Origin of the sequence: Streptomyces roseus, assembly GCF_001044425.1 — a bacterium.
In the GTDB taxonomy this organism is placed as follows: Bacteria; Actinomycetota; Actinomycetes; order Streptomycetales; family Streptomycetaceae; genus Streptomyces; species Streptomyces roseus.
Genome location: NZ_LFML01000040.1, coordinates 1 through 24,800, shown reverse-complemented (window position 1 = coordinate 24,800; position 24,800 = coordinate 1). Strand labels below are relative to the sequence as shown.

The window sequence follows — 24,800 nt, the reverse complement described above, 5'->3', positions numbered from 1 at the left end:
CCTCGTGTTCCTGGAAAACGTCGCCGCCATCCGAAGCCGCGGACTCGACACCGTCGCCGCCGACCTGGCCGCGATCGGGTACGACGCGAGGTGGATGTGCCTACGCGCTGGAGATCCCGAGGTCGGAGCCTGCCACCGGCGCGACCGCTGGTTCGCCGTCGCCTATTCCGCTGCTGAAGACCCCTACCTCACAACTGGGCCGCAACGGCGGACCGCAGCACCCGGACAAACGGAAAGCCGGCGGACACGGGCCCACGCTGGAGGACGAAGTGGTCTTCTTGCTGCCCCCGACCAGCAGCTGACCCTGCTCCCGACACCGGCCGCCGCCGACGGGACCGGCGGCCCCGGCGTCTCCCCGAAGCGCAAGGGCGGGATGAACCTGCGGACCGCGGTGACGCTGCTGCCCACCCCGGCGGCCCGGGACTGGAAGTCCGGTGCCTCGAACCTGCTGGGGACCAACTCCCGGCCTCTGAACGAGGTGGTGGTCAACCTGCTGCCCACGCCGAAGGCCTCGGACGGGCCGCACGGCGGGCCGAACCAGCGTGACCGGGCCGGGCACTACTACCTTCCCGGCCAGGCCGTCCGCCTCGACGGACAGTGGCTGGCCACCAACGGCACCGACTACGGCCCCGCCATCCGCCGCTGGGAAACCGTCCTCGGCAGGCCCGCACCCGAGCCGACCGAACCCGGCACCAAGGGCAACCGCCGGCTGTCCCCGGCCTTCGTCGAATGGATGATGGGCGCCGATCCCGGCTGGGTCACCAGCCCGGACCTGGGCCTGTCCCGCTCCGACCAGCTCAAGATCCTCGGAAACGGCGTCGTCATCCACCAAGCCGCACACGCCTACCACACCCTGCTCGCCACCCTCGCTACCGAAGCCGCGAGCCCCACCGCAGCCCAGCTTGCCCTGGACATCGCCTAGATGTGCCGAAGGCGGCCCCCTCTCACGCCAATGAACCGGGGCCGCCCTCGTATCCCAAGCCCTCAACAGACCTGTGGAGGTCTCCAGCATGACCTATCAACCCGCATCCGCGCTGCTGACGGCCGCGCTCGATGCCGCTGCCTTGGGCTGGAGCGTGTTCCCGCTCAGGCCCGGGCAGAAGCGGCCCGCTCTCCACGGGCAGGAGCACTGCCCCGGTCTGGGCGACTGCGCCGGCGGGCACCGCAAGTGGGAGGTTCGGGCCACCAGCGACCCGGACCGGATTCGCCGAGCGTGGGACCGGCTCCCGTTCAACGTCGGCATCGCCACCGGCCCCTCGAACCTCGTCGTGGTCGACCTCGATATGCCGAAGAGCAAGGGCAGTTCGGAAGCGCCGCGCGGCACAGACACCTTCCAGGCGCTCTGCGAGCGCGCCGGGCAGCCCATCCCGGCCACCCTCTCCGTGCGGACGCCCACCGGCGGATCCCACCTGTACTTCACCGCCCCCGCCGGGGTCAGGCTGGGGAACTCGGCGGGCAGGCTCGGCCCGCTCATCGACACCCGCGCGTGGGGCGGATACGTCGTCGCCCCTGGCAGCGTCACGGCCACCGGAACGTACGAGGTCAGCAGCCCGCTGACTCCGGCGCCGTTCCCGACGTGGCTGTACTCCCTGCTCGCGCCCCGCCAGGTGTTGCGCCAGCTCACCGGACGCCCCACCCTCGCCCAGCGCACCGGACGGTACGCGGCCGCCGCCCTCAACGCGGAGACCGCGTCGGTCGAGTCGGCCCCGGCCGGCGAGCGCAACGGGACGCTGTTGCGGGCCGCCCGGGCTCTGGGGCGGTTCATCGCCGCGGGCGACCTTCCCCGCGATGTGGTGGAGGAGGCTCTTCAGGGAGCGGGGGAGTCAGCTGGCCTGCCGTCTTCCGAGTGCCGCACTACGATCCGCTCCGGTCTGAACTGGTCCATCGCCCGCAACGCGATGAGGCAGCCGGCATGAACCACCGCCTCCGCTCCTCCTTGAAGAGCCTCACCCAGACCCCCACGGGCCCGAGCTCCGCCGAACCGGCCCCGGCCACGGCCGGGGGTGGGGCGCCGAAGGTCGTCGCCGAAGGCGTCCCTTCTGCTGTTCGCCGTGACCCGCGCACGGCAGACAGCCGGTACGTCGTCGCCGTCCTGCACATCTGTGCCCCGCGCGGCGCCGTCCCCACCGCCACCTCGACGTGCGAGTGCGGGCACAACCGTTCCGCCGTCGGCCAGCGGCAGGTTCTCGCCCTCATCCAGCTCCACACCGACCACCGCGCCGCATGCCCTCTGGGCCGCATCGCCACCGCTCACCCGAGGAAGGCCGCATGACCATCGCCACCCAGACCCTGCCCGCGCCCACCCCGACGGCCACGGACGGCTCCCGCCTGCTGGACGAGGTGGAGTCCTTCCACCGGCGCTTCAACGTCTTCCCGACCGAAGCCGCCTACGTCGCCGTCACCTTGTGGGACGCTCACGCGCACCTGCTGGACTGCTTCGACTCCACCCCCCGCCTCGCGTTCCTCTCCCCCGAGCCCGGGTCGGGGAAGTCTCGCGCGCTGGAGATCGTGGAAACCCTGGTTCCGCAGCCGTTGGTGGCCGCGAACGCGTCCGCCCCGGTGCTGTTCCGGGCCGTCTCCACCCTGGACACCCGGCCCACGATCCTCTTCGACGAGGTAGACACGATCTTCGGCCCCAAAGCCGGAGACAACGAGCCCCTGCGCGGGTTCCTGAACGCGGGCCACCACCGGGGCGCAGGCATGTGGCGGTGCGTCGGCGACGGCACCAACCAGACCGTCCAGGAGTTTCCCAGCTTCTGCGTGGTCGCCATGGCCGGACTCGGCTCCCTGCCCGACACGATCCTGACCCGGTCGGTCATCATCCGGATGCGCCGCCGGGCCCGCAACGAACGCGTCCAGCCCTTCCGCCGACGCCTGCACGCCCCAGAGGGTCACGCCCTGCGCGACCGGCTCGCCGACTGGGCGGACAGCGTCCGGCACCTGGTCGACGGGGTGTTCCCGGAAATGCCCGACGAGGTGACCGACCGGCCCGCCGACGTGTGGGAGCCGCTCCTGGCCGTCGCCGACGCAGCCGGGGGCGCCTGGCCCGCCCGGGCCCGCGCCGCGTGCGCCGAGATCGTGGCCGCATCCAAGCAGGACGACAAGGGCAGCATCGGGATCCGGTTGCTGACCGACCTGCGCGACCACGTCCTCAACGGGATCGAGCGTCTGCCCACCATCTCCGTCCTGGACCGCCTCTACGCGCTGGAGGAGGCGCCCTGGGCGGACATGGGTGGCAAGCCGCTGACTTCCCGGGGCCTGGCGAAGATGCTCGGCGAGTACATGACCGGCGACAACAAGCCGGTCGAGCCCCGCAACATCAAGAGCGGCGGAGCGGTCCTCAAGGGCTACTACGCGGCCGATCTCACGGACGCATGGGCGCGGTACTGCCCTCCCCCCCACCCCCTGAGAATCCGCTACTTCCGCTACCTCCGCTACCTCGCAGGTCAGAGGCCCAGCGGAGGTAGCGGATAGCCCGAAAACTTCCGCTACCCCACCAGCAACTCCCGCTACCGGCCCGGCCCCCAACGGCCGGGCCGGTCGCGCACGTATCCGCTACCGCTACCCAATCCGCTACCGCGATCAAGCCCCTGACCAGGGCGGTAGCGGAGGTAGCGGCAGTAGCGGATTTCTACGAGTGGGGCGGCAAAGCCCCGCTACTCCGTCGCCGTGGAGGCAACCAGATGACCACCGCCATCGCCCCCTCCGCCCGCGTCCTCTGCACCGTGGAAGCGGCGGCCGAGCTGCTCTCGCTCGGCCGATCCACCGTCTACGAGCTCATGGCCGCCGGCGAGTTGCCGTTCGTCAAGGTCGGCCGGGCCCGTCGGATCCGTCGGACCGACGTCGACGCGTTCGCCGCCCAGCTCCCGCCGCAGCCCGTCTGATCTCTCAGCGCCACTTACTGGCGGCCCCGGGAAGCCCCGGGGCCGCCTTTCACATGAAGGAGCACAGCAGCTCGTGAGCACGCGCAAGCCGAACATGGAGTCGTCCATCTACCTGGGCAGTGACGGGTGGTGGCACGGTCGCGTCACGATGGGTGTCAAGCCCGACGGAGGGCCCGACCGCCGACACCGTCGGGCCAAGACCGAGACCGCAGTCACCAAGAAAGTCCGCGAGCTGGAGAAGCTGCGCGACGAAGGCCGGGCGACGAAGGCCGGACGGAAGCCGACCGTTGCGGAATGGATGGATACCTACCTGACCACGATCGCGAGCCTGAAGCTCAAGCCGCGGTCCCTGGACGACTACTGGTCGAAGACCCGCAACGACATCATCCCCGGCGTCGGGAAGCACCGCCTCGACAAGCTCGCGCCGGAGCATCTGGAGGTGATGTACGCGGCCATGATGGAGGAGGGACACGCACCGTCGCACGTGGTCAAGGTGCACCGGATCCTCTCCCGCGCTCTGAAGATCGCCCACCGTCGCAGGCTCATCAACGAGAACGTCGCCACGCTCGTTGACCCGCCGTCTGTCGACGAGACCGAAGCGAACCCGTTTTCGCGGGACGAGTCCAAGGCGTTCCTCGCGGCCGCCGCGAAGCGCCCCACCTTCATGCGGTGGGCCATCGGCGTAGGCATGGGCTTCCGGCAGGGCGAGGCCCTGGGCCTGCGTTGGCAGTACGTGGACTTGGAGCAGGGGCTGTTCCACCCCGCCTGGCAGCTCCAGCGCCTCACCTGGAGGCACGGCTGCAAGAACGCGCACGCCTGCGGCGCGCGGCTCCACCGGTTTGAGCCCTGCCCTGCCGACTGCTCTACCCACAAGGGCTACAAGCGCGGCTGTCCCAAGCCGTGCGCGAAGACCTGCCGCCGGCACGCCAGCACCTGCCCCGAGCGGAAGGGTGGCGGGCTGGCCTTCACCCGGCCGAAGACGAAGAAGAGCCAGCAGCCCGTGCCGATCCCGCCGCCCTTCCTGCCCTTCCTCCTGGAGCACCGGGCGAAGCAGGAAGAGCAGCGGCAGGCCGCCGGGGAGCTGTGGGAGGAGTGCGGCGCCGTATTCACCCGGGCCGACGGTCGGCCTCTCGACCCGCGGGCCGACTGGGAGGAGTTCAAGCAGCTGCTGGAGGAGGCGGGGATCAGCGACCGCCGCCAGCACGACGGGAGCCGTCACACGGCGGGCACGATCCTCAATGAGTTGGGCATCGACATGCCCACCATCATGGAGATCCTCCGGCACACACAGATCAGCCAGACGAGGCGGTACGTGAAGGGGCGATCGGAGCTCTCGAGGGAGGCGATGCGCCGGATGGGCGAGGCGTTCATGCCTGGCCCCGATCCGGTGTCTGAGACCAGAACTGAGACCGAGAGCACCCGAGCAGCCCGCGCCCGGAGGCGGCGCAAGATCCGGTGAATAGCAAAAGCCCCAGGTCACGGCGAGTGAGTCCTGGGGCTTCTACAGAGCCGCCTTCGGGATTCGAACCCGAGACCTACGCATTACGAGTGCGTTGCTCTGGCCAACTGAGCTAAGGCGGCACCGCTGGTTCGACAAGTGTTCCCTTGGAGGGGAGCTCTCATCAGCAGCGGCGCCAAGTCTACAGGCTCGAACGGGGTGCCCTGAACCGCATTGCGCTGGGGTGGGACAAACCTCGCGTATCGGGCTCACGTGCACTTCTTGCCGTCCTTCGGCGGGGTGCCCTGGAGGAGGTACGTGTTGATCGTCGTGTCGATGCAGGCGCTCCCGCGGCCGTAGGCCGTGTGGCCGTCGCCGTCGTACGTGAGCAGGACGCCCGAGTCGAGCTGCCGCGCCAGGGACTGGGCCCACTTGTACGGGGTCGCCGGGTCGCGGACCGTGCCGACCACCATGATCGGCGGGGCCCCCTTCGCCGTCAGGGCGCCGGCCTCGCCGGTGGCCTTCACCGGCCAGTACGCGCAGTTCAGCGAGGCCCAGGCCAGGCCCGCGCCGAAGACGGGCGACGCCTTCTCGAAGGAGGGCAGGGCCGCGTCGACCGCCGCCGGGCCGGCGAAGGCGGGCGGCTGGTCGAGGCAGTTCACCGCGGCGTTCGCGAACATCAGGTTCGCGTACTTCCCGTCCGGCTCGCGCTCGTAGTAGCTGTCGGCGAGACCGAGCAGCCCGGATCCGTCGCCGTTCATCGCCGACGCCAGCGCCTCGCGCAGCTGCGGCCACGCGCTCTCGTCGTACAGCGCCGCGATCACGCCGGTCGTGGCGAGGGACTCGCCCAGCGGGCGGGCCGCGTCGCCGCTGGGCACCGGCTGGGCGTCGACCTTGCGGAAGAACTCCTGGAGCCGCTGCGCCACCGCCTCCGGGCTGCCCTTGCCGAGCGGGCAGTCGGACTGCTTCACGCAGTCCTTGGCGAAGGAGCGCAGTGCCGTCTCGAAGCCGCCGGTCTGGTCCCGGTTCATTTCGAGCGCCGGACGGGAGGGGTCCATCGCCCCGTCCAGGACGAGCCGGCCGACCCGGCCGGGGAAGAGGTTCGCGTACGTCGCCCCGAGCAGGGTCCCGTACGAGGCGCCGACGTACGTCAGCTTCTCGTCGCCCAGCACCGCGCGCAGCATGTCCATGTCGCGGGCCGCCTCGACGGTGGAGACGTGCGGCAGGATCCGCTGCGAGCGCGCCTGGCAGCCGGCGGCGAACTCCTTGAAGGCCGTCACCAGCTCGGCCCGCTCCGCCGCGTTGTCCGGCGTCTGGTCCACCTGCGTGAACTTGTCCATCTCGGGCCCGGTCAGGCACTGCACCGGACTGCTGCGGTCCACCCCGCGCGGGTCGAAGGAGACCATGTCGTACTGGGCGCGCACGGCGGCCGGGTAGCCGATGCCCGCGTACGCCTGGAGGTACCCGATGCCGGAACCGCCCGGGCCGCCCGGGTTGACCAGGAGCGAGCCCAGCCGCTTGCCGGGGCCGGTGGCCGGGCGGCGGGCCACCGCGATGTCCACGTCCTGCCCGGATTCGGGGTGCGCGTAGTCCAGCGGGGCCTTCATCGTGGCGCACTGGAACCCGGGGACACCGCAGTCGCGCCAGCTCAGCTTCTGTTCGTAGTACGAGCGCAGCGCGGCCGGGACCGCGTCCGGAGCCGCCAACCGCGCGGTGCCCCCCGCGGAGGAGGCGGCCGCCCGAGGGCCCCCCGACCCTGCCGAGGTGCACCCGGAGAGCAGCAGCCCGGCGGCTGCGATCACGGTGCCGGTGGTACGCAGCAGGCGACTGGTGTCCATCCTCGGAGCCTACGGCCTGCGGGGGCCACCGGCCGGGTGAGCGGCCCCCGACCGGGCGACCGCCGCCCGGGGGCTCGCCGCAGGCCCGCCCGGAACCCGCACCGCCCGTCCCGACCTCGCCGGATCGCTCATACGGGTGAGGCGGTCAACGCCGACGGCTCACCGGCGGGCTCAGCCCGCGCGCAGGGACATCGTCATCGCCTCGACCGCGAGGAGCGGTGCCACGTTGCGGTCCAGGGCGTCGCGGCAGGCGATGATCGCCTCGATCCGGCGCAGGGTGCGCTCCGGTCCCGACGCGCGCGCGATCCGTTCCAGATCGCCCCGTATCTCCTCGTTCGCGATCGCCAGCGAGGAGCCGAGCTGGAGGGCCAGCACATCCCGGTAGAAGCCGGTGAGGTCGGTCAGCGCGAGGTCGAGGGTGTCGCGCTGGGTACGGGTACGGCGGCGCTTCTGCCGGTCTTCGAGCTCCTTCATCACTCCCGCCGTGCCGCGCGGCATCCGGCCGCCCGTGCCCGCTCCGGCGCCGAGCGCGGCCCTCAGGTCCTCGGTCTCCTTCGTGTCGACCTCCTCCGCGACCTGCTTGGCGTCCTCGGCGGCCGCGTCGACCAGCTCCTGGGCGGCCTTGAGGCACCCGCCCACGTCGTCGATGCGGAGCGGGAGCTTCAGCACGGAGGCCCGGCGGGCCCGGGCGGATTCGTCGGTGGCGAGCCGGCGGGCCCGGCCGATGTGGCCCTGCGTCGCGCGCGCGGCGGCCGCGGCGACAGCGGGCTCGACACCGTCGCGCCGGATCAGCACATCGGCGACGGCGGCGACCGGCGGGGTGCGCAGCGTGAGATGGCGGCAGCGGGAGCGGATGGTGGGCAGCACGTCCTCCAGGGAGGGCGCGCACAGCAGCCACACGGTCCGCGGGGCGGGCTCCTCCACGGCCTTGAGGAGCACGTTGCCCGCGCCCTCGGTCAGGCGGTCGGCGTCCTCCAGGACGATGACCTGCCAGCGGCCGACGGCCGGGGAGAGCTGCGCCCGGCGGACCAGCTCGCGCGTCTCCTTCACGCCGATCGACAGCAGATCCGTGCGGACGATCTCCACATCGGCATGCGTGCCGATGACGGTGGTGTGGCAGCCGTCGCAGAAACCGCAGCCCGGTTCGCCGCCGAGGGCGCGGTCGGGGCTGGTGCACTGGAGGGCGGCCGCGAAGGCCCGGGCGGCGGTGGCCCGGCCGGAGCCGGGCGGGCCGGTGAACAGCCAGGCGTGCGTCATCTTGGACGCGGCGGGCTGCGGCGTCCCGGCCTCGACGGCGGTGACCAGGGCGTCGGCGTCACGGGCGGCGGCGGCCAGCTGCGACTGCACCCGCTCCTGACCCACCAGGTCGTCCCACACGGGCATCCCGCCCACCGCCTTTCACCGGCCGTCGTCGCCTGGGCCGTCCGTACCGCTCGTCGTGCTCCTGCCCGCCCCCCCAGTGTGGCGGGCGCCACTGACAACCCCCGTCAGCGGCCGCGGCGCGGACCGCCTTCTTCGCCCTCGTCGTCCCGGCGCGGGCCGAGCAACTCGTCCGCGAGGGTCGGCAGGTCGTCCAGCGGGGTCTCCTCGGCCCAGGCGGGCCGCGGCCGCCCCGTCCGCGCCGACTGGTCCGCGCGCGCCGACCGGCCCGACCCGTCCTCCTGGCCCTGCCCGGCCGGACGGCCGTCAGCGCCGAAGACCGGGAGCTCGCGGGTGGCGTCCTCACCGGCGTCCCGGAAGATGCCCGGCGGCACCCGGTCGGCCGGGCTCTCCTCCGGACGCCGGGCCGTCGGCCGGGTGGCCGACCGGGCCGGACCGGACTGGCCTCGACCGGCCGCAGGGCCCGTACGCGACGGCCGTACGGGCGGCAGCACCGCCGTCTCGTCGGTCGGGCCGGACGCCGGTACGGGCGGCAGGACCGCCGTCTCGTCCGCCGGACCGGCCGGAGGTACGGCGGGCAGGACCGAGGTCTCCGCCGCCGGGTCGATCTTCGGAACCGGGACCGTCTGCGTCACGTCGTCCGGCTGGACGACCCGCTTGACCATCGGGGTCTCCACCGTCACGTCGTCCGGCAGCGGCTCCTTGGTCATGGGCACCTTGGGGGCGCGCGCCGCAGGAGCCGGCTCGGGAGCAGGCTCCGCGGCCGCGGCCGGAGCCGGAGCAGCCGGAGCAGCCGCCGCAGCCGCCGCCGAGGCCTCCGCCAGCCGGCGCGCCTCCTCGGCCCTCAGCAGGGCCTCCTCGGCCCGCCGCTGCTTCTCCAGCCGCCGCTCCTCGGCCTCGGCGCGCAGCCGGGCCTCCTCCTCGGCCTGCTTGCGCAGCCGCTCCTGCTCCGCCGCGCGGGCCTTCTCCTCGGCCTCCGCGCGCAGCCGCTGGGCCTCGGCCCGGGCGCGGGCCTCCTCCTCGGCGCGCAGCCGCTCCTCTTCCGCCCTGCGGGCGGCCTCCGCCTCGGCCTTGATCCGGGCGGCCTCCGCCTCGGCCTTCAGCCGGGCTTCCTCCTCCGCGCGCAGCCGCTCTTCCTCCGCCTTGCGCGCCGCCTCTTCCTCGGCCCTGCGCCGGGCGTCCTCCTCGGCCTTGCGCCGGGCCTCGGCCTGGGCCGCCACCTCGGCCTCCGAGAGCGGAAGCATCCGGTCCAGGCGGTGGCGTACGACGGTGGTCACGGACTGCGGGTCCTGGCCCGCGTCGACCACCAGGTAGCGCCCGGGGTCGGCCGCGGCCAGCGTCAGGAACCCGGCCCGCACCCGCTGGTGGAACTCGGCCGGCTCCGACTCCAGCCGGTCCGGGGCCTCCGTGAACCGCTCGCGCGCCGCCTCCGGCGACACGTCGAGCAGCACGGTCAGGTTCGGTACGAGCCCGTCGGTGGCCCAGCGCGAGATCCTGGCGATCTCGGTCGGGGACAGGTCGCGCCCGGCGCCCTGGTAGGCGACCGAGGAATCGATGTAGCGGTCGGAGATGACCACCGCTCCGCGCTCCAGCGCGGGCCGCACGACGGTGTCCACGTGCTCCGCGCGGTCGGCGGCGTACAGCAGCGCCTCGGCGCGGTGCGACAGTCCGGCCGAGGAGACGTCGAGCAGGATCGAGCGGAGCCTCTTGCCGACCGGGGTGGCCCCCGGCTCGCGGGTCACGACGACCTCGTGGCCCTTGCCCCGTATCCAGTCGGCCAGGGCTTCGACCTGAGTGGACTTGCCCGCGCCGTCGCCGCCCTCCAGGGCGATGAAGAACCCGGACCCGGACGCCGCCTGCACCGGCTCCCCGCCGCGCAGCGCCTCGCGCAGATCGCGGCGCAGCGGTACGCCGCTGCGGTCGTCGGCCTTGGCGAGCACCACGACGGCGACGGGCAGCAGCAGGGCGCCGAGCAGCATCAGGGTGAAGGCGGCTCCGCCGTGCGCGAAGACGACGTCCCCGGCGGCCAGCCGGTGCGGCCCGATCGCCGCGGCCAGGACCGGCGCGAGGACCGCGCCCAGACCGACGGCCACGCGGACGACGGCCTGCAAGTGCTCGGTGACCCGGGCCCGGCGGAACTCCTCGGTCTCCTGGTCGAGCAGGGTGTGCCCGGTGTTGGCCGCCACACCCGCGGCGGTGCCGGCGAGCAGCGACAGGAACAGCACGGTCGCGGTGTCCGGCACCAGCCCGGTCAGCAGCAGTGCGAGCCCGGCCACCGCGATGGCCAGGGCCAGCAGGCGGCGCCGGGACAGCGCGGGCAGCACCTTGCCGGCCTGCGCGGCGCGGATGCCGAGGGCGGTGCCGCCGAGCAGCGCCAGGACGAGCAGCGAGAACGTGGCGGGACCGCCGCCCAGGTCGAAGGCGTGCAGCACGGCCACGGCGGCGGCGCCGGCCACGGCTCCGGCGACGGCGGCGCAGGCGAGGACGAGCAGCGGAATGGCCCCCGTACGCCCCTTCTCCGGCCGGTCCCCCGCCTTGGGGGCGCGCAGGCCCTCCAGCGGGGACCGCGGGCGCGGGGTCTTCGCGGCGGGCAGCACCAGCGGGAGCAGGAGCGAGACGGACGCCGCGAAGAGGCCGGCGGCCACGTACGAGCCCAGGGCGGCCTGGTTCTCGGCGAACCAGCCCACGCCCAGGCCCAGGGCCTTGCCGACCAGGGTCGCCGCGAGCAGTACGGCGGCGGCGACGGGCAGCGCGGCGAAGGAGGTGCGCAGGTTCAGCCGGCGCAGCGCGTCGAGGTGGTCCGGCAGCGGGCGTACGGTCGCGCCCTCCGGCGGCGGCGAGGGCAGCAGGGCGGGGGCCGCGCTGTCCTTGGCCAGGGTCCACAGCCGCTCGGCGACGCCCGAGACGAAGACGGTGGCCAGCAGCGCGGTCAGCGCCTGGGCCGGGATCCAGTCGAGCCAGAGCGGGGCGACGACGAACAGGCCGAGCCGGATCCCGTCGGCGCCGATCATCGTCCAGCGGCGGTCCAGCTTGCCGCCGGCCTCCTTCGGGGCGAGGAGCTTGGCCAGCGGGCCGAGCAGGACGGCGCCGAAGATCAGGGTGGCGAGGATCCGGACCCCGAAGACGGCGGCGATGGTGAGGGCCCAGCCCTGGTAGCCGCTGCCGAAGGTCTCTTCGGCGACGGCGGTCTGGAAGGCCAGCAGCACCAGCACCAGCAGGGCGAGGGCATCTCCGATGCCGCTCACCAGCTGGGCGCTCCACAACCGACGCAGTCTGGGGGTGCGCAGCAGGCTGCGCACCGCACGCTCGCGGGAATCCGCGGCGAGGGCTTCGTCGTAGGTGGGGTTCGCGGGGGCGGTCACGACCGTTGGCTGCTCGGCTCGCGTCATCCGCCCAGCCTATCCGCTGTGCTTGGCGGCTGCGGAGCCCTGTGGACAACCGTCGGGTGTGACCCCGGCCCCATCCACCACGGGCGACCCCGGCCCACCGCCACCCGGGACCCCGGCCCCATCAACCGCGCGGCCCCACGCGGGCCCGGCCCCACCGCCACGCGGCCCCACCACCACGCGGGTCCCCCGCCACGCAAAGACCCCGGGCCCCGTGCGATCCGCACGGGGCCCGGGGCGGGGAGTTCGTCAGTCGTCCGACGAGGGGGCCGACGCGGCCGCCTTCTTGGCGACCGTCTTCTTCGCCGTCGCCGTCGTCTTCTTCGCGGCGGTCTTCTTGGCCGTCGTCGTCTTCTTCGCCGCGGCCTTGGTCGCCGTGGCCTTCTTCGCGGGCGCCTTCTTGGCCGGGGCCTTCTTCGCCGTCTTCTTGGCCGGCCCCTTCGCGCGCTTCTCCGCCAGCAGCTCGTAGCCGCGCTCCGGCGTGATCGTCTCGACGTCGTCGTCCCGCCGCAGCGTCGCGTTCGTCTCGCCGTCCGTCACGTACGGCCCGAAGCGGCCGTCCTTGACGACCACCGGCTTCTCGCTGACCGGGTCCGTGCCCAGCTCCTTCAGCGGCGGCTTCGCCGCCGCGCGCCCGCGCTGCTTCGGCTGGGCGTAGATGGCGAGGGCCTCGTCCAGGGTGATCGAGAACAGCTGGTCCTCGGTCTCCAGCGACCGCGAGTCCGTGCCCTTCTTCAGGTACGGGCCGTAGCGGCCGTTCTGGGCCGTGATCTCCACGCCCTCCGCGTCCGCGCCGACCACGCGCGGCAGCGACATCAGCTTCAGCGCCTCGTCGAGGGTGACCGTGTCCAGGCTCATCGACTTGAAGAGCGAGGCCGTCCGCGGCTTGACCGCGTTCTTGCCCGTCTTCGGGGTGCCCTCGGGGAGGATCTCCGTCACGTACGGCCCGTAGCGACCGTCCTTCGCGACGATCTGGTTCCCGCTCACCGGGTCCGTGCCCAGCTCGAACTCGCCGCTCGGCTTCGCGAAGAGCTCCTCCGCGTACGCGATCGTCAGCTCGTCCGGAGCCATGTCGTCCGGGACGTCGGCGCGCTGGTGGCCCTCCGCGTCCTTCTCGCCGCGCTCCACGTACGGCCCGTAGCGGCCGACGCGCAGCACGATGCCCTCGCCGACCGGGAAGGAGGAGATCTCCCGGGCGTCGATGGCGCCGAGGTCCGTGACCAGTTCCTTCAGGCCGCCGAGGTGGTCCCCGTCGGCCGGCACGACCTCGGTCGCGTCCTCCGAGCCGAAGTAGAAGCGCTTCAGCCACGGCACGGACTGGGCCTCGCCCCGCGCGATGCGGTCGAGGTCGTCCTCCATCTTCGCGGTGAAGTCGTAGTCGACGAGCCGCCCGAAGTGCGTCTCCAGCAGGTTCACCACGGCGAACGACAGGAAGGACGGCACGAGCGCCGTGCCCTTCTTGAAGACGTACCCGCGGTCCAGGATCGTGCCGATGATCGACGCGTACGTCGACGGGCGGCCGATCTCGCGCTCTTCCAGCTCCTTGACCAGCGAGGCCTCGGTGTAGCGGGCCGGCGGCTTGGTCGAGTGCCCGTCCGCCGTGATCTCCTCGGCGGCGAGCGCGTCACCCTCCGCGACCTGCGGCAGGCGCTTCTCGCGGTCGTCGAGCTCGGCGTTCGGGTCGTCCGCGCCCTCGACGTACGCCTTCATGAATCCGTGGAAGGTGATCGTCTTGCCGGAGGCGGTGAACTCGGCGTCGCGTCCGTCCGAGGCCCGGCCGCCGATCTTCACGGTGACGCTGTTGCCGACCGCGTCCTTCATCTGGGAAGCGACGGTCCGCTTCCAGATCAGCTCGTACAGGCGGAACTGGTCGCCGGTCAGACCCGTCTCGGCCGGGGTGCGGAAACGATCACCCGAGGGGCGGATCGCCTCGTGCGCCTCCTGCGCGTTCTTGACCTTGCCGGCGTAGACGCGCGGCTTCTCCGGCAGGTAGTCGGCCCCGTAGAGCTGCGTGACCTGCGCCCGCGCCGCCGACACCGCGGTGTCGGAGAGCGTGGTGGAGTCCGTACGCATGTAGGTGATGAAGCCGTTCTCGTACAGCTTCTGCGCCACCTGCATCGTCGCCTTCGCACCGAAGCCGAGCTTGCGCGAGGCCTCCTGCTGGAGCGTCGTCGTACGGAAGGGGGCGTACGGGGAACGCCGGTACGGCTTGGACTCGACCGACCGGACGGCGAACGAGGCGTCCGCCAGCGCGGCGGCCAGCGCCCGCGCGTTCGTCTCGTCGAGGTGCAGCACCTCGCTCTTGAGCTGCCCGTTCGAGCCGAAGTCGCGGCCCTGGGCGACGCGCTTGCCGTCCACCGTGTTCAGGCGGGCGACCAGGGTCGAGGGGTCGGAGGCGTCACCGGCGCGGCCGGTGGAGAAGGTCCCGGTCAGGTCCCAGTACTCGGCGGTGCGGAAGGCGATGCGCTCGCGCTCCCGCTCGACGACGAGGCGGGTGGCCACCGACTGGACGCGGCCCGCCGACAGCTTCGGCATGACCTTCTTCCACAGGACCGGCGAGACCTCGTAGCCGTAGAGGCGGTCGAGGATGCGGCGCGTCTCCTGGGCGTCGACCATGCGCTGGTTGAGCTCGCGCGGGTTGGCGACGGCGTCGCGGATCGCGTCCTTGGTGATCTCGTGGAAGACCATCCGGTGGACGGGGACCTTGGGCTTGAGGACTTCCTGCAGGTGCCACGCGATGGCTTCGCCCTCGCGGTCCTCATCGGTGGCGAGGAAGAGTTCGTCGGACTCGGCCAGCAGCTCCTTGAGCTTCCTGACCTGGGCCTTCTTATCCGCGTTGACCACGTAGATCGGCGCGAAGTCGTGCTCGACGTCGACGCCGAGGCGGCGGACCTCGCCCGTGTACTTGTCGGGAACCTCGGCCGCGCCGCTGGGGAGGTCGCGGATGTGCCCGACGCTCGCCTCGACGACGTATCCGGGGCCGAGGTAGCCCTTGATCGTCTTCGCCTTGGCAGGGGACTCGACGATGACGAGTCGGCGGCCGCCCTTTGCGGTCTCGCTAGTCGGGGACAACTTGGCTCTTCTCTCCGGTCGGCACTCGGTCGCGGTACGGCGACGCTGCGGAGTGTGACGGTACAACCCGCCCCCGTGTCAAACGGCGGAAGCCCGCAACGGCCACTCGAACGGTAACCCGACAAGTGCCGATTCTGCCGCCCGGATACCGCGCCGGACCCGTAGCGATCACCGGGCAGGGTGGCCAGGGGGCCGTCTGGCCCCGCCTCCGCACCCCGTCCGAGGCCCCGTACGGCCACGGCGGGGCGCACGCCCTCGGCCACCGGCGCCCGGCGCGCCGCGCACGCCCCCGGCCGGCCCGCCGGAGCCGCTGCGAACAGCCGCGGAACACAGCCGCCGCGAAGATCGCCGGACCGCCCTCCAGGACGTCGTCCCCTTACTCCCGCCTGCTCCCGGGCCGCTCGGCGGGTCCCGTACGGATCCCCCCGGATCGGGGGTGCCGGGAACCCGTACGCACCCCCGAGCGCGAACCCGCCGCACCCCGCGCACCGGCCCGCGAACCCGCGGTTACCCGTCGGTTTCGGCCACGCTCACCGGGCCCCGTCAGCCTTCGGCCGGCTCCAGGAACCCCTGCTCGACGAGGACGCGGATCGCCTCCGGAGTCCGGTCGCGCAGCACGACGGGATCCTCCTGCACCAGGTGGGCGATCGCGTCCAGGATCCGGCCCGCCGTGAGTGAGCCGTCGCACACTCCCGCGAAGCCCGCCCCGACCGTGTCGACCTTGGTCGCCCGCCGCATCCCGCGGTTCTGCCGCAGGACGACATGCTCCGGGTCCTCCGCGCCGGGCGCGCCGACCTGCTCCTGGACGACCTCCGCCGCCAGCACGAAGCGCGCCTCCAGCAGGGCCGCGTCGTCGTGGTCGCGCAGGTAGTCCTGGCGGGCGAAGTGGGCCACGACGGCGTCGCCGAGCGGCTGCTCCACCGAGTGCGGCCATTCCTCGACCACGATCGAGGGCTCGGGCGCGTCGCTGCGCCGCAGGGTGATCCAGCCGAAGCCGACGGCCTTGGTCTTGCGCGCCTCGAACTCGTCCAGCCAGTCCTCGTACCGCCGCGTGTACTCGGCCGGGTCGGTGCGGTGGTCGCCCGCGTCGCGCAGCCACAGCTCCGCGTACTGCGTGACGTCCTGCACGTCACGCTGCACGATCCAGGCGTCGCAGCCGCGCGGCACCCACGCGCGGACCCGGTCGTGCCAGTCCTCGCCCTCCACGTGCTGCCAGTTGCCGAGGAACTGCGCGTACCCGCCCGGGTTGAGGTGCGCTCCGGCCTCCTGGACGAGGGTCCGGCACAGGTCGTCGCCGCCCATCCCGCCGTCGCGGTACGTCAGCCGGGCGCCGGGGGAGATCACGAACGGCGGGTTCGACACGATGAGGTCGTACGTGGCCCCGCCGACCGGCTCGAACAGGGAACCCTGGAGCAGCTCGGCCTCCCGGGCGCCGGACAGCGCCAGAGTCAGCCGGGTGAACTCCAAGGCCCGGGGGTTGACGTCGGTCGCGGTGACCCGGGTGGCGTGCTGGGCGGCGTGCAGGGCCTGGATGCCGGATCCGGTACCGAGGTCGAGGGCGCTGCCGACCGGGGTGCGGACGGTGATCCCGGCCAGCGTGGTGGAGGCCCCGCCGACTCCGAGGACGACGCCCTCCTCGCGGCTGCCGATCCCGCCGGCCCCGCCGACGGCGCAGCCGAGGTCGGAGACGATGAACCAGTCCTCGCCGTCGGGGCCGCCGTACGGGCGCACGTCGACGGTGGCGTGCAGCTCGTCGCCCTCGCGGCGCAGCCAGCCGTCGGCCAGCGCGGCCTCGACGGGCAGCGCCCGGGCGGCGTTCACGTACGGCTCCGGCTGCTGGAGCAGGAACAGCCGGACCAGACTCGCGAGCGGGCCGCCGCCGCGCGTGGCGCGCAGGGCGGGGACCGTCTCGCTGCGGGCCAGCGCGGCGTAGGCGGGGGCGCCGAGCAGGTCGAGCAGGCCGTCGGCGGTGAAGCCGGCGGCGAGCAGGGCCGTGCGGAGCTCGGCGGCGCGGTCGGGCGTGGGAAGGCTGGTGGTACTCACCGGTCCATTGTGTCGGCTGCCGCCCCCGATGCGTATGCCGCGCGGCCGCCGACGCCGACGTGCGTGTCCCGGGCCGGCCGGATTCCCCCGAACCCGGCGGCCGCAGGCCCTCGTACGACCGGCGGCCACTTGCCCTCGTACGACCGGCGGCCGCGGGCTACGTCACTTCGGCGAGGCCGAGGGAGCCGCGACCTGGCAGCCCTTCTGGCCGTTCATCGCCTTGTCCAGGCCGCCCGCCTTGAGCGTGCTGAGCGCGTTCTTGCCGCCCTGGGTGGCCGCGTCGAGTCCGCCGGCCACCTCCTTGAGGCCGTCGGCGAACTTCGTCTGGTCCTTCGGGTCCAGACCCTCCATCTTGGCCTTCAGGTCGGCGTAGCCCTTGGAGGACTCCTCGAAGCCCTTGATCGCCGTCGTCTGCGTCGTCTGGCCGTCCTTGACCGGCGGAACCCCCGCCCCCTGCAGGGCGGTTCCCATCGCCTTGTACGACTCGGACATGGTCCCGAACGCCGCCGAGTCGGTCGTCTGCACCTCTTCGGGCTTGCTGCTCTCGGTCGCCACCCGCTTGATGTCGGCGTTGGCGGTCTCGATCTTCTTCAGCTCGGGCTGCCACTTGTCGCAGACCTTCTTGGCCCAGGCGTTGGCCTTCTCGTCCCCGTTGTCGCCGCCGCAACCGGACAGCACGAGCATCAGTACCGCACTGCCGGACACCGCGGCCGCAAACTTCTTGTTCACCGGATTGGTCCCTTCGAAGGCTCTCGGCCCGGAAGATACACGCCCGCCATCCGGGCACGCAGAAAGGCGGACAGACGGCGCGTCAGTCCGCGCCGCCTGTCCGCCGTTCGGGCGTATCTTCGAGTCCTCGGGCCGATCGGGCCCGCGGGCCCCTCCGAGGGTCACCCCTCGGGTCAGGAAACCACCGCGGGATCGGCCTGCTGGGCCGTCCGCTCGGCGGGCGCGCCCTCGCCCTCGGCGTCGTCCCCGACCGCGATGCCGCGGCGCTTGGAGATGTACACCGCGCCGATGATGACGGCGATGGCCAGGACCGCGACGATCGCGCGCACGGTCGCGCTCGCATCGGCCCCGTAGCTGAACTGCACGACCGCCGGGGCGATCAGCAGCGCCACCAGGTTCATGACCTTGAGCAGCGGGTTGATGGCGGGACCCGCGGTGTCCTTGAACGGGTCGCCGACCGTGTCGCCGATGACGGTCGCGGCGTGGGCCTCGCTGCCCTTGCCGCCGTGGTGGCCGTCCTCGACGAGCTTCTTCGCGTTGTCCCACGCGCCACCGGAATTGGCGAGGAAGACGGCCATCAGGGTGCCGGTGCCGATGGCGCCCGCGAGGAACGAGCCGAGCGCGCCGACGCCGAGCGAGAACCCGACCGCGATCGGGGTGAGGACGGCGAGCAGGCCGGGCGTGGCGAGCTCGCGCAGCGCGTCCTTGGTGCAGATGTCCACGACGCGCCCGTACTCGGGCTTCTCGGAGTAGTCCATGATCCCGGGGTGCTCGCGGAACTGGCGGCGCACCTCGTAGACGACGGCGCCCGCGGAGCGGGAGACGGCGTTGATGGCGAGGCCGGAGAACAGGAACACGACCGCCGCGCCCAGGATCAGACCGACCAGGTTGTTGGGCTGGGCGATGTCCAGGCTGAGGTTCATCTCCCCCGCCTTGGCCCCGACTTCCTTGATCGCGCCCGCGATGGCGTCGCTGTACGAGCCGAACAGCGCGGCCGCGGCCAGCACGGCGGTGGCGATCGCGATGCCCTTAGTGATGGCCTTGGTGGTGTTGCCGACGGCGTCCAGGTCGGTCAGGACCTGCGCACCGGCGCCCTCGACGTCGCCGGACATCTCCGCGATGCCCTGGGCGTTGTCGGAGACGGGTCCGAAGGTGTCCATGGCGACGATGACGCCGACGGTGGTGAGCAGGCCGGTGCCGGCCAGGGCCACGGCGAAGAGCGCGAGCATGATCGACGTACCGCCGAGCAGGAACGCCCCGTACACGCCCAGGCCGATGAGCAGCGCCGTGTAGACGGCGGACTCCAGGCCGATGGAGATGCCGGCGAGGACGACGGTGGCCGCGCCGGTCAGGGAGGACTTGCCGATGTCCCGGACGGGACGGCGGTTGGTCTCGGTGAAGTAGCCGGTCAGCTGCTGGATCAGGGCCGCGAGCAGGATGCCGATCGCCACGGCGACGAGGGCCAGGACGCGGGGGTCGCCCTCGTGGTTGGTGATCGTGGCGTTCTCGACGCCCACCAGGTCCTTGTAGCTGGACGGGAGGTAGACGAAGACGGCGATCGCGACCAGGACCATCGAGATCACGGCGGAGATGAAGAAGCCGCGGTTGATGGCGGTCATTCCGCTGCGGTCGGAGCGGCGCGGGGAGACCGCGAAGATGCCGATCATGGCGGTGATCACGCCGATCGCGGGGACGATCAGCGGGAAGGCCAGGCCGAGGTCGCCGAAGGCGGCCTTGCCGAGGATCAGCGCGGCCACGAGGGTGACGGCGTACGACTCGAAGAGGTCGGCCGCCATGCCGGCGCAGTCGCCGACGTTGTCGCCCACGTTGTCGGCGATGGTCGCGGCATTGCGCGGGTCGTCCTCCGGAATGCCCTGCTCGACCTTGCCGACCAGGTCGGCGCCGACGTCGGCGGCCTTGGTGAAGATGCCGCCGCCGACGCGCATGAACATCGCGATCAGGGCGGCGCCGAGGCCGAAGCCCTCCAGGACCTTAGGGGCGTCGGCGGCGTAGACCAGGACGACGCAGGAGGCGCCGAGCAGGCCCAGGCCCACGGTGAACATGCCGACGACGCCGCCGGTGCGGAAGGCGATCCGCATGGCCTTGTGGGAGACGTCGGTGAGGTCCTTGGCGGGCTCGCCCTCGGCGGGGGTGGCCTCGCGCGCGGCGGCGGCGACGCGCACGTTGGCGCGGACCGCGAGACGCATGCCGATGTAGCCGGTGGCCGCCGAGAAGAGGGCGCCCACGAGGAAGAAGGCGGAACGCCCCGCCCGCTGGGTCCAGTCGTCGGCGGGGAGCAGGAAGAGCAGGAAGAACACGACGACGGCGAAGATCCCGAGGGTGCGCAGCTGCCGGCCGAGGTAGGCGTTGGCGCCTTCCTGGACGGCGGCGGCGATTTTCTTCATGCTGTCGGTTCCCTCGTCGGCGGCGAGTACCTGGCGGACCAGGATCTGCGCGACGACGAGTGCGGCAAGTGCCACGGCCGCGATCACCATGACGATGAGCCGATTGTCATCGGTGAGTACGGCGGCTGCCAGATCGGAGTTTCCGACCGGCGCGTTGGGGGTGAAGAGCCCCGTCATTCGTCCTCCTTGACGTGATGAGCTCAAGATGTGGACGGATTGTAGGGAGGTCTCCCCGATCAAAACAGTGCGCAGGAAACGGAATTGGCCTTCTCTTGCTTACCAGCAATAGATCGCGTCACTCCATTACCCTCGAAAGAGGTAATGGGACAAAAGCATTGACGCCTGATCATCGATCTAGGAAATGTCGCGGGGTATGAAAAAAGGCCCTGCTCAGCAGGGCCTTGATGAAGATCGGAAGAATCTCCGGACTATGGGATTCATGGGACCGACGGGATGCGCGGGAGGGACGGGAGTGCCTGGACGGGCGGGGCCGTTGGGGTCGCCAAACGGCAGAACCACGGACGGCAGACGGCAGACGGCAGACGGCAGGGCTACGGACGGTCCGACGCTCCGGACACGGGCCAGCTCATCCGGATGGTCCCGCCCCCTTCCCCGCTCGTCACTTCGACGTCGTCGACGAGCCCGCTGATCACCGCGAGGCCCATCTCGTCCTCGGTCTCGGTGTCCGGGTCCAGGGTGGCGTCAATGCCGGACACGGTGCCCTCCGGGCCGCCGGCCGGTCCGGGCACTTCGTCGCCGACCTCGATGGAGAACAGCTTCTCCTCCTCGGTCAGGACCACCCGGACGGGCGCGGTCAGCCCGTTGCTGAGATGCAGACCGACGGCGCGCGAGCAGGCCTCGCCCACGGCGAGGCGGACCTCGTCGAGCACGGCTTCGTCCACGCCGGCCCGGCGCGCCACGGCGGCCGCGACGAGGCGGGCCGTCCTGACGTGTTCGGGCTGAGCGCTGAAGCGCAGTTCAACGGTGGCCATGCGCGTCCCCCTCGGACTACGGGCGTGCCTTACAGAGGCCCGGGCCGCTTCTGTCGGCCCGCGCCCCCGCTCCTCTTCGGCTCCCCCCGCGGCGCCTTACGGCGCCCGGGGGGTGTGACCGTCAGTCGGTGGCCGCGACGGCGTCTTCCACGGTCGTGTGGATCGGGAACACCTTCGTCAGGCCGGTGATGCGGAAAATCTTCAGGATGCGCTCCTGGTTGCACACCAGACGCAGCGAGCCCTCGTGCGCACGGACGCGCTTGAGACCTCCCACCAGCACACCAAGCCCGGTGGAGTCGAGGAAGTCCACTCGCTCCATGTCGACTACCAGGTGGTAGCTGCCGTCGTTCACCAACTCGACCAACTGCTCGCGCAGCTTGGGCGCGGTATACACATCAATCTCGCCACCGACCTCCACGACCGTACGGTCGCCGACAGTGCGAGTCGACAGGGACAGGTCCACGGATCCTCCAGCACCTTGCTATCGAGCGGCGCCCCCCAGGGGCCTCCCCACCCGTAGGCAGGGGAGGGATTGGCTGCCGCGATGGCATTCAATCACTTACCGGCAGGCGCGCACGACGCCTTCCGACCATTGTCCCGCACGCCGGTGACACACTCGGTTCCAATGGCCAATACTCACCGTCCCGGTCGGCCCACGGCACCCGAGGACCCTCGACCCACTCCCGGCACGGTCCTGGACCGGCTCTCACGGGGGCCTTCTCGAGCTGCGCGCATCACCCATACGGAGCACTTGCCCCCTCGGGAGGGTCGTCATGCAGTCTGGCCCGACCGCATCCGAACGGATGTCGTAGCCGCGATCCAGGCGGCGGGCATCGAACATCCGTGGGAGCACCAGGCCGCGGCCGCCGAGCACGCCCTGGACGGGCGATCGGTGGTCGTCGCCACCGGCACCGCCTCCGGCAAGTCGCTGGCCTACCTGGCTCCCGTCCTCTCCGCCCTGGCGGACGGCGCCGAGGCCGCGAACGGCCGGGGTGCGACCGCGCTCTACCTGGCCCCGACCAAGGCCCTGGCGGCCGATCAGCGGCGCGCCGTACGGGAGCTGGCCGCTCCCCTCGGCAACGCGGTCCGGCCCGCCGTCTACGACGGCGACACGCCGGTGGAAGAACGCGAATGGGTGCGCCAGTACGCGAACCACGTGCTCACCAACCCCGACATGCTGCACCGGGGGATCCTGCCCGCCCACCCCCGCTGGGCCTCCTTCCTGCGCGCGCTGCGCTACGTGGTCATCGACGAGTGCCACACCTACCGGGGCGTCTTCGGCTCCCACGTGGCCCAGGTACTGCGCCGCCTGCGGCGGCTGTGCGCCCGCTACGGCGCCGATCCGGTCTTCCTGCTGGCCTCGGCCACCGCGAGCGACCCGGCCGCCGCCGCGTCCCGGCTGACGGGCATGCCGGTCGTGGAGGTCGCCGACGACGCCTCCCCACGCGGCGAGGTCGTCTTCGCCCTGTGGGAGCCTCCGCTGACCGAGCTGCGGGGCGAGAAGGGGGCCCCGGTGCGACGCACCGCCACGGCCGAGACCGCCGACCTGCTGACCGACCTGGTCGTCCAGGGGGTCCGTACGGTCGCCTTCGTCCGCTCCCGGCGTGGCGCGGAGCTGATCTCGGTGATCGCCCAGGAGCGGCTCGCCGAGGTGGACCGGTCCCTGCCCCGGCGGGTCGCGGCCTACCGGGGCGGCTACCTGCCCGAGGAGCGCCGGGCCCTGGAGCGGGCCCTGCACTCCGGCGAACTGCTCGGTTTGGCCGCCACCACCGCCCTGGAGCTGGGCGTGGACGTATCGGGCCTGGACGCCGTCCTGATCACCGGGTACCCCGGCACCCGGGCCTCCCTGTGGCAGCAGGCGGGCCGGGCCGGGCGCTCGGGCCAGGGCGCCCTGGCCGTGCTGATCGCCCGCGACGACCCCCTGGACACCTATCTCGTCCACCATCCGGAGGCCCTGTTCCGCCGCCCGGTGGAGGCCACGGTCCTGGATCCGGACAACCCGTACGTCCTGGCCCCCCACCTGTGCGCGGCCGCCGCCGAGCTCCCGCTGACGGAGACGGACCTCGCCCTGTTCGGCCCGGCGGCCGCGGAGCTGATCCCGCAGCTGGAGACCGCCAAACTGCTGCGCCGCCGAGCGTCGGGCTGGCACTGGACCCGCCGGGAGCGGGCCTCGGACCTGACCGACATCCGCGGCGAGGGCGGCCGCCCGGTTCAGATCGTCGAGGCCGCCACGGGGCGCCTGCTGGGCACGGTCGACGAATCGGCGGCCCACACCGCCGTCCACGACGGGGCCGTCCACCTCCACCAGGGCCGCACCTATCTGGTGAAGCACCTGGACCTGGAGGACTCGGTCGCGCTGGTCGAGGAGGCCAGCCCGCCGTTCTCGACCACCGCGCGCGACACCACTTCCATCTCCGTCCTGGAGACCGAGACCGAGATCCCCTGGGGCCCGGCGCGGCTCTGCTTCGGTTCGGTCGAGGTGACGAACCAGGTCGTCTCGTACCTGCGCCGCAAACTGATCACCGGCGAGGTTCTCGGCGAGGCCAAGCTGGACCTGCCGCCCCGCACCCTGCGCACGCGGGCCGTGTGGTGGACGGTGACCGAGGACCAGCTCGACGGTGCCCGGATCAACCCGGAGATCCTCGGCGGCGCCCTGCACGCCGCCGAGCACGCCTCCATCGGCCTGCTCCCGCTGTTCGCCACCTGCGACCGCTGGGACATCGGCGGGGTCTCCGTCCCGCTGCACCCCGACACGCTCCTTCCGACCGTGTTCGTCTACGACGGCCACCCCGGCGGCGCCGGATTCGCGGAGCGGGCCTTCCACACGGCCCGCGCCTGGCTGACGGCCACCCGCGACGCCATCGCCGCCTGCGAATGCGCGGCCGGCTGCCCGTCCTGCATCCAGTCCCCCAAGTGCGGCAACGGCAACGACCCCCTCCACAAGCGCGGCGCGATCCGCCTCCTCAGCCGCCTCCTGGCCGAGGCCCCGCCCGCCTGACACCCGTACGGGAGCCCCCGTACGGCCGGTGCCGGACGCGGCCGGGCCCGCCCGGCCGGTGCCCACAGGATCCGTACGGGCCCCGGGCCCCCCGGGGCCGGGCACGGGGGGCCCGGGGCCGGGCACGGGGGGCCCGCGCGGGCGCCGATCGTCGGGGTGAACGGGCCCGCCGCGGGGCGGGCCGCCACCTCGACGACCTCGCCCCGGACGGTGCAAGCGATCACCGCGGCGCCCTGGGCCCCGGCGACCCGGCGCGCCGCCGCGCAGGCGGCATCCGGGCCGTGGGTCCAGGTCGCGGCCGCCGCGAGGGCGGCAAGATCGGCGGCGGCCGCCGCCCGATGGCGGGCCACGACGGCCTGGCCGAGCAGCAGCACCCCGCCGAAGACCGCCCCGAGCACCGTCGCCACCAGCGCGGCCCACACCGTCGCCGACCCCCGGTCCCGGCTCATGGCGGCGGCCCCACGCTGTCCTCGGCCAGGGCCACCGCCTGAGCGCCGAGCCGCACCGGCAGGCCGTGCGGGCCCGGCGCCGGCGCCGAGACCCGGACCCGCCACAGGTCCCCCTCCCGCTCCAGCCCCACCTGCGCCCCCGGCGGGGCGGCCCCCCCCGCCCCCCCCCCCCCCCCCCCCCGCCGC

At 72.7% G+C, this 24,800-nt stretch carries 16 protein-coding genes, 1 tRNA gene and 1 pseudogene; 7 read left to right on the top strand and 11 right to left on the bottom strand.

The window, feature by feature from the left end; translation table 11 throughout:
* The 6 genes from ACS04_RS10650 to ACS04_RS10625 form a co-directional block, all read left to right on the top strand.
* Positions 1-922 (top strand): DNA cytosine methyltransferase (locus ACS04_RS10650; RefSeq protein ID WP_048476314.1); only part of this gene is annotated, 922 nt, incomplete at its 5' end.
* Positions 923-1,010: 88 nt separating this feature from the next.
* Positions 1,011-1,916: a bifunctional DNA primase/polymerase gene (locus tag ACS04_RS10645; protein ID WP_048476312.1), complete on the top strand. Its 906-nt coding sequence runs from the start codon at positions 1,011-1,013 to the stop codon at positions 1,914-1,916.
* Entirely contained in the window at positions 1,913-2,272 is a 360-nt protein-coding gene (locus ACS04_RS39240; RefSeq protein WP_048476311.1) for a hypothetical protein, read from the top strand. The genes ACS04_RS10645 and ACS04_RS39240 overlap by 4 nt, the downstream gene beginning before the upstream one ends.
* Positions 2,269-3,474, top strand: coding sequence for a DUF3631 domain-containing protein (locus ACS04_RS10635; protein WP_245236352.1), 1,206 nt, complete (start codon positions 2,269-2,271; stop codon positions 3,472-3,474). The genes ACS04_RS39240 and ACS04_RS10635 overlap by 4 nt, the downstream gene beginning before the upstream one ends.
* Before the next feature lie 209 nt (positions 3,475-3,683).
* Positions 3,684-3,884 carry a helix-turn-helix domain-containing protein gene (locus tag ACS04_RS10630; protein WP_030152660.1) on the top strand — a complete coding sequence of 67 codons (201 nt, stop codon included), beginning with the start codon at positions 3,684-3,686 and terminating at the stop codon, positions 3,882-3,884.
* Between the two features lie 73 nt (positions 3,885-3,957).
* Positions 3,958-5,343: a tyrosine-type recombinase/integrase gene (locus tag ACS04_RS10625; RefSeq protein ID WP_048476310.1), complete on the top strand. Its 1,386-nt coding sequence runs from the start codon at positions 3,958-3,960 to the stop codon at positions 5,341-5,343.
* Between the two features lie 48 nt (positions 5,344-5,391).
* On the opposite strand, the gene ACS04_RS10620 is transcribed toward ACS04_RS10625, so the two are convergent.
* The 10 genes from ACS04_RS10620 to bldG all read right to left on the bottom strand — a co-directional run bounded on the left by ACS04_RS10620 (position 5,392) and on the right by bldG (position 21,630).
* A tRNA-Thr gene (locus tag ACS04_RS10620) sits at positions 5,392-5,465 on the bottom strand.
* Between the two features lie 126 nt (positions 5,466-5,591).
* Positions 5,592-7,160, bottom strand: a complete 1,569-nt coding sequence (locus ACS04_RS10615; protein WP_048476309.1) for an alpha/beta hydrolase — start codon at positions 7,158-7,160, stop codon at positions 5,592-5,594.
* Between the two features lie 171 nt (positions 7,161-7,331).
* Positions 7,332-8,543 (bottom strand): DNA polymerase III subunit delta', encoded by a 1,212-nt coding sequence (locus tag ACS04_RS10610; protein WP_048476313.1) that lies wholly within the window; start codon positions 8,541-8,543, stop codon positions 7,332-7,334.
* A 104-nt stretch (positions 8,544-8,647) separates the two neighbouring features.
* A complete protein-coding gene (tmk, locus tag ACS04_RS10605) occupies positions 8,648-11,929 on the bottom strand; it encodes a dTMP kinase (RefSeq protein ID WP_048476308.1) in 3,282 nt (1,093 codons plus the stop codon).
* A 246-nt stretch (positions 11,930-12,175) separates the two neighbouring features.
* Positions 12,176-14,998, bottom strand: coding sequence for a type I DNA topoisomerase (gene topA, locus ACS04_RS10600; protein ID WP_048476307.1), 2,823 nt, complete (start codon positions 14,996-14,998; stop codon positions 12,176-12,178).
* Between the two features lie 543 nt (positions 14,999-15,541).
* Positions 15,542-17,041 carry a DUF7059 domain-containing protein gene (locus tag ACS04_RS10595; RefSeq protein WP_048476306.1) on the bottom strand — a complete coding sequence of 500 codons (1,500 nt, stop codon included), beginning with the start codon at positions 17,039-17,041 and terminating at the stop codon, positions 15,542-15,544.
* Positions 17,042-17,203: 162 nt separating this feature from the next.
* Positions 17,204-17,770 (bottom strand): hypothetical protein, encoded by a 567-nt coding sequence (locus ACS04_RS10590; RefSeq protein ID WP_048476305.1) that lies wholly within the window; start codon positions 17,768-17,770, stop codon positions 17,204-17,206.
* 173 nt (positions 17,771-17,943) lie between these two features.
* Positions 17,944-20,352 carry a sodium-translocating pyrophosphatase gene (locus tag ACS04_RS10585; protein ID WP_048476304.1) on the bottom strand — a complete coding sequence of 803 codons (2,409 nt, stop codon included), beginning with the start codon at positions 20,350-20,352 and terminating at the stop codon, positions 17,944-17,946.
* 374 nt (positions 20,353-20,726) lie between these two features.
* Complete coding sequence (locus tag ACS04_RS10580) at positions 20,727-21,167, bottom strand: ATP-binding protein (protein WP_048476303.1); 441 nt, start codon at positions 21,165-21,167, stop codon at positions 20,727-20,729.
* Positions 21,168-21,288: 121 nt separating this feature from the next.
* Complete coding sequence (bldG, locus tag ACS04_RS10575; RefSeq protein ID WP_030152678.1) at positions 21,289-21,630, bottom strand: anti-sigma factor antagonist BldG; 342 nt, start codon at positions 21,628-21,630, stop codon at positions 21,289-21,291.
* Positions 21,631-21,711: 81 nt separating this feature from the next.
* On the opposite strand from bldG, the gene ACS04_RS10570 reads away from it, so the two are divergent.
* Positions 21,712-24,165, top strand: a complete 2,454-nt coding sequence (locus ACS04_RS10570) for a DEAD/DEAH box helicase (protein WP_048476302.1) — start codon at positions 21,712-21,714, stop codon at positions 24,163-24,165.
* Positions 24,166-24,353: 188 nt separating this feature from the next.
* Here the strand turns inward: ACS04_RS10570 and ACS04_RS36180 are convergent.
* Positions 24,354-24,614: pseudogene (locus ACS04_RS36180) on the bottom strand (Rv3654c family TadE-like protein); the annotation flags it as partial.
* Positions 24,615-24,800: the final 186 nt, after the last annotated feature.

What these genes read in the sequence shown, in the direction of transcription:
- ACS04_RS10645 (WP_048476312.1), top strand. Translation starts at nt 1,011, where the DNA reads ATGACCTATCAACCCGCATCCGCGCTGCTGACGGCCGCGCTCGATGCC.
- ACS04_RS39240 (WP_048476311.1), top strand. Translation starts at nt 1,913, where the DNA reads ATGAACCACCGCCTCCGCTCCTCCTTGAAGAGCCTCACCCAGACCCCC.
- ACS04_RS10635 (WP_245236352.1), top strand. Translation starts at nt 2,269, where the DNA reads ATGACCATCGCCACCCAGACCCTGCCCGCGCCCACCCCGACGGCCACG.
- ACS04_RS10630 (WP_030152660.1), top strand. Translation starts at nt 3,684, where the DNA reads ATGACCACCGCCATCGCCCCCTCCGCCCGCGTCCTCTGCACCGTGGAA.
- ACS04_RS10615 (WP_048476309.1), bottom strand. Translation starts at nt 7,160, where the DNA reads ATGGACACCAGTCGCCTGCTGCGTACCACCGGCACCGTGATCGCAGCC.
- ACS04_RS10610 (WP_048476313.1), bottom strand. Translation starts at nt 8,543, where the DNA reads ATGCCCGTGTGGGACGACCTGGTGGGTCAGGAGCGGGTGCAGTCGCAG.
- tmk (WP_048476308.1), bottom strand. Translation starts at nt 11,929, where the DNA reads ATGACGCGAGCCGAGCAGCCAACGGTCGTGACCGCCCCCGCGAACCCC.
- ACS04_RS10585 (WP_048476304.1), bottom strand. Translation starts at nt 20,352, where the DNA reads ATGACGGGGCTCTTCACCCCCAACGCGCCGGTCGGAAACTCCGATCTG.
- ACS04_RS10580 (WP_048476303.1), bottom strand. Translation starts at nt 21,167, where the DNA reads ATGGCCACCGTTGAACTGCGCTTCAGCGCTCAGCCCGAACACGTCAGG.
- ACS04_RS10570 (WP_048476302.1), top strand. Translation starts at nt 21,712, where the DNA reads ATGGCATTCAATCACTTACCGGCAGGCGCGCACGACGCCTTCCGACCA.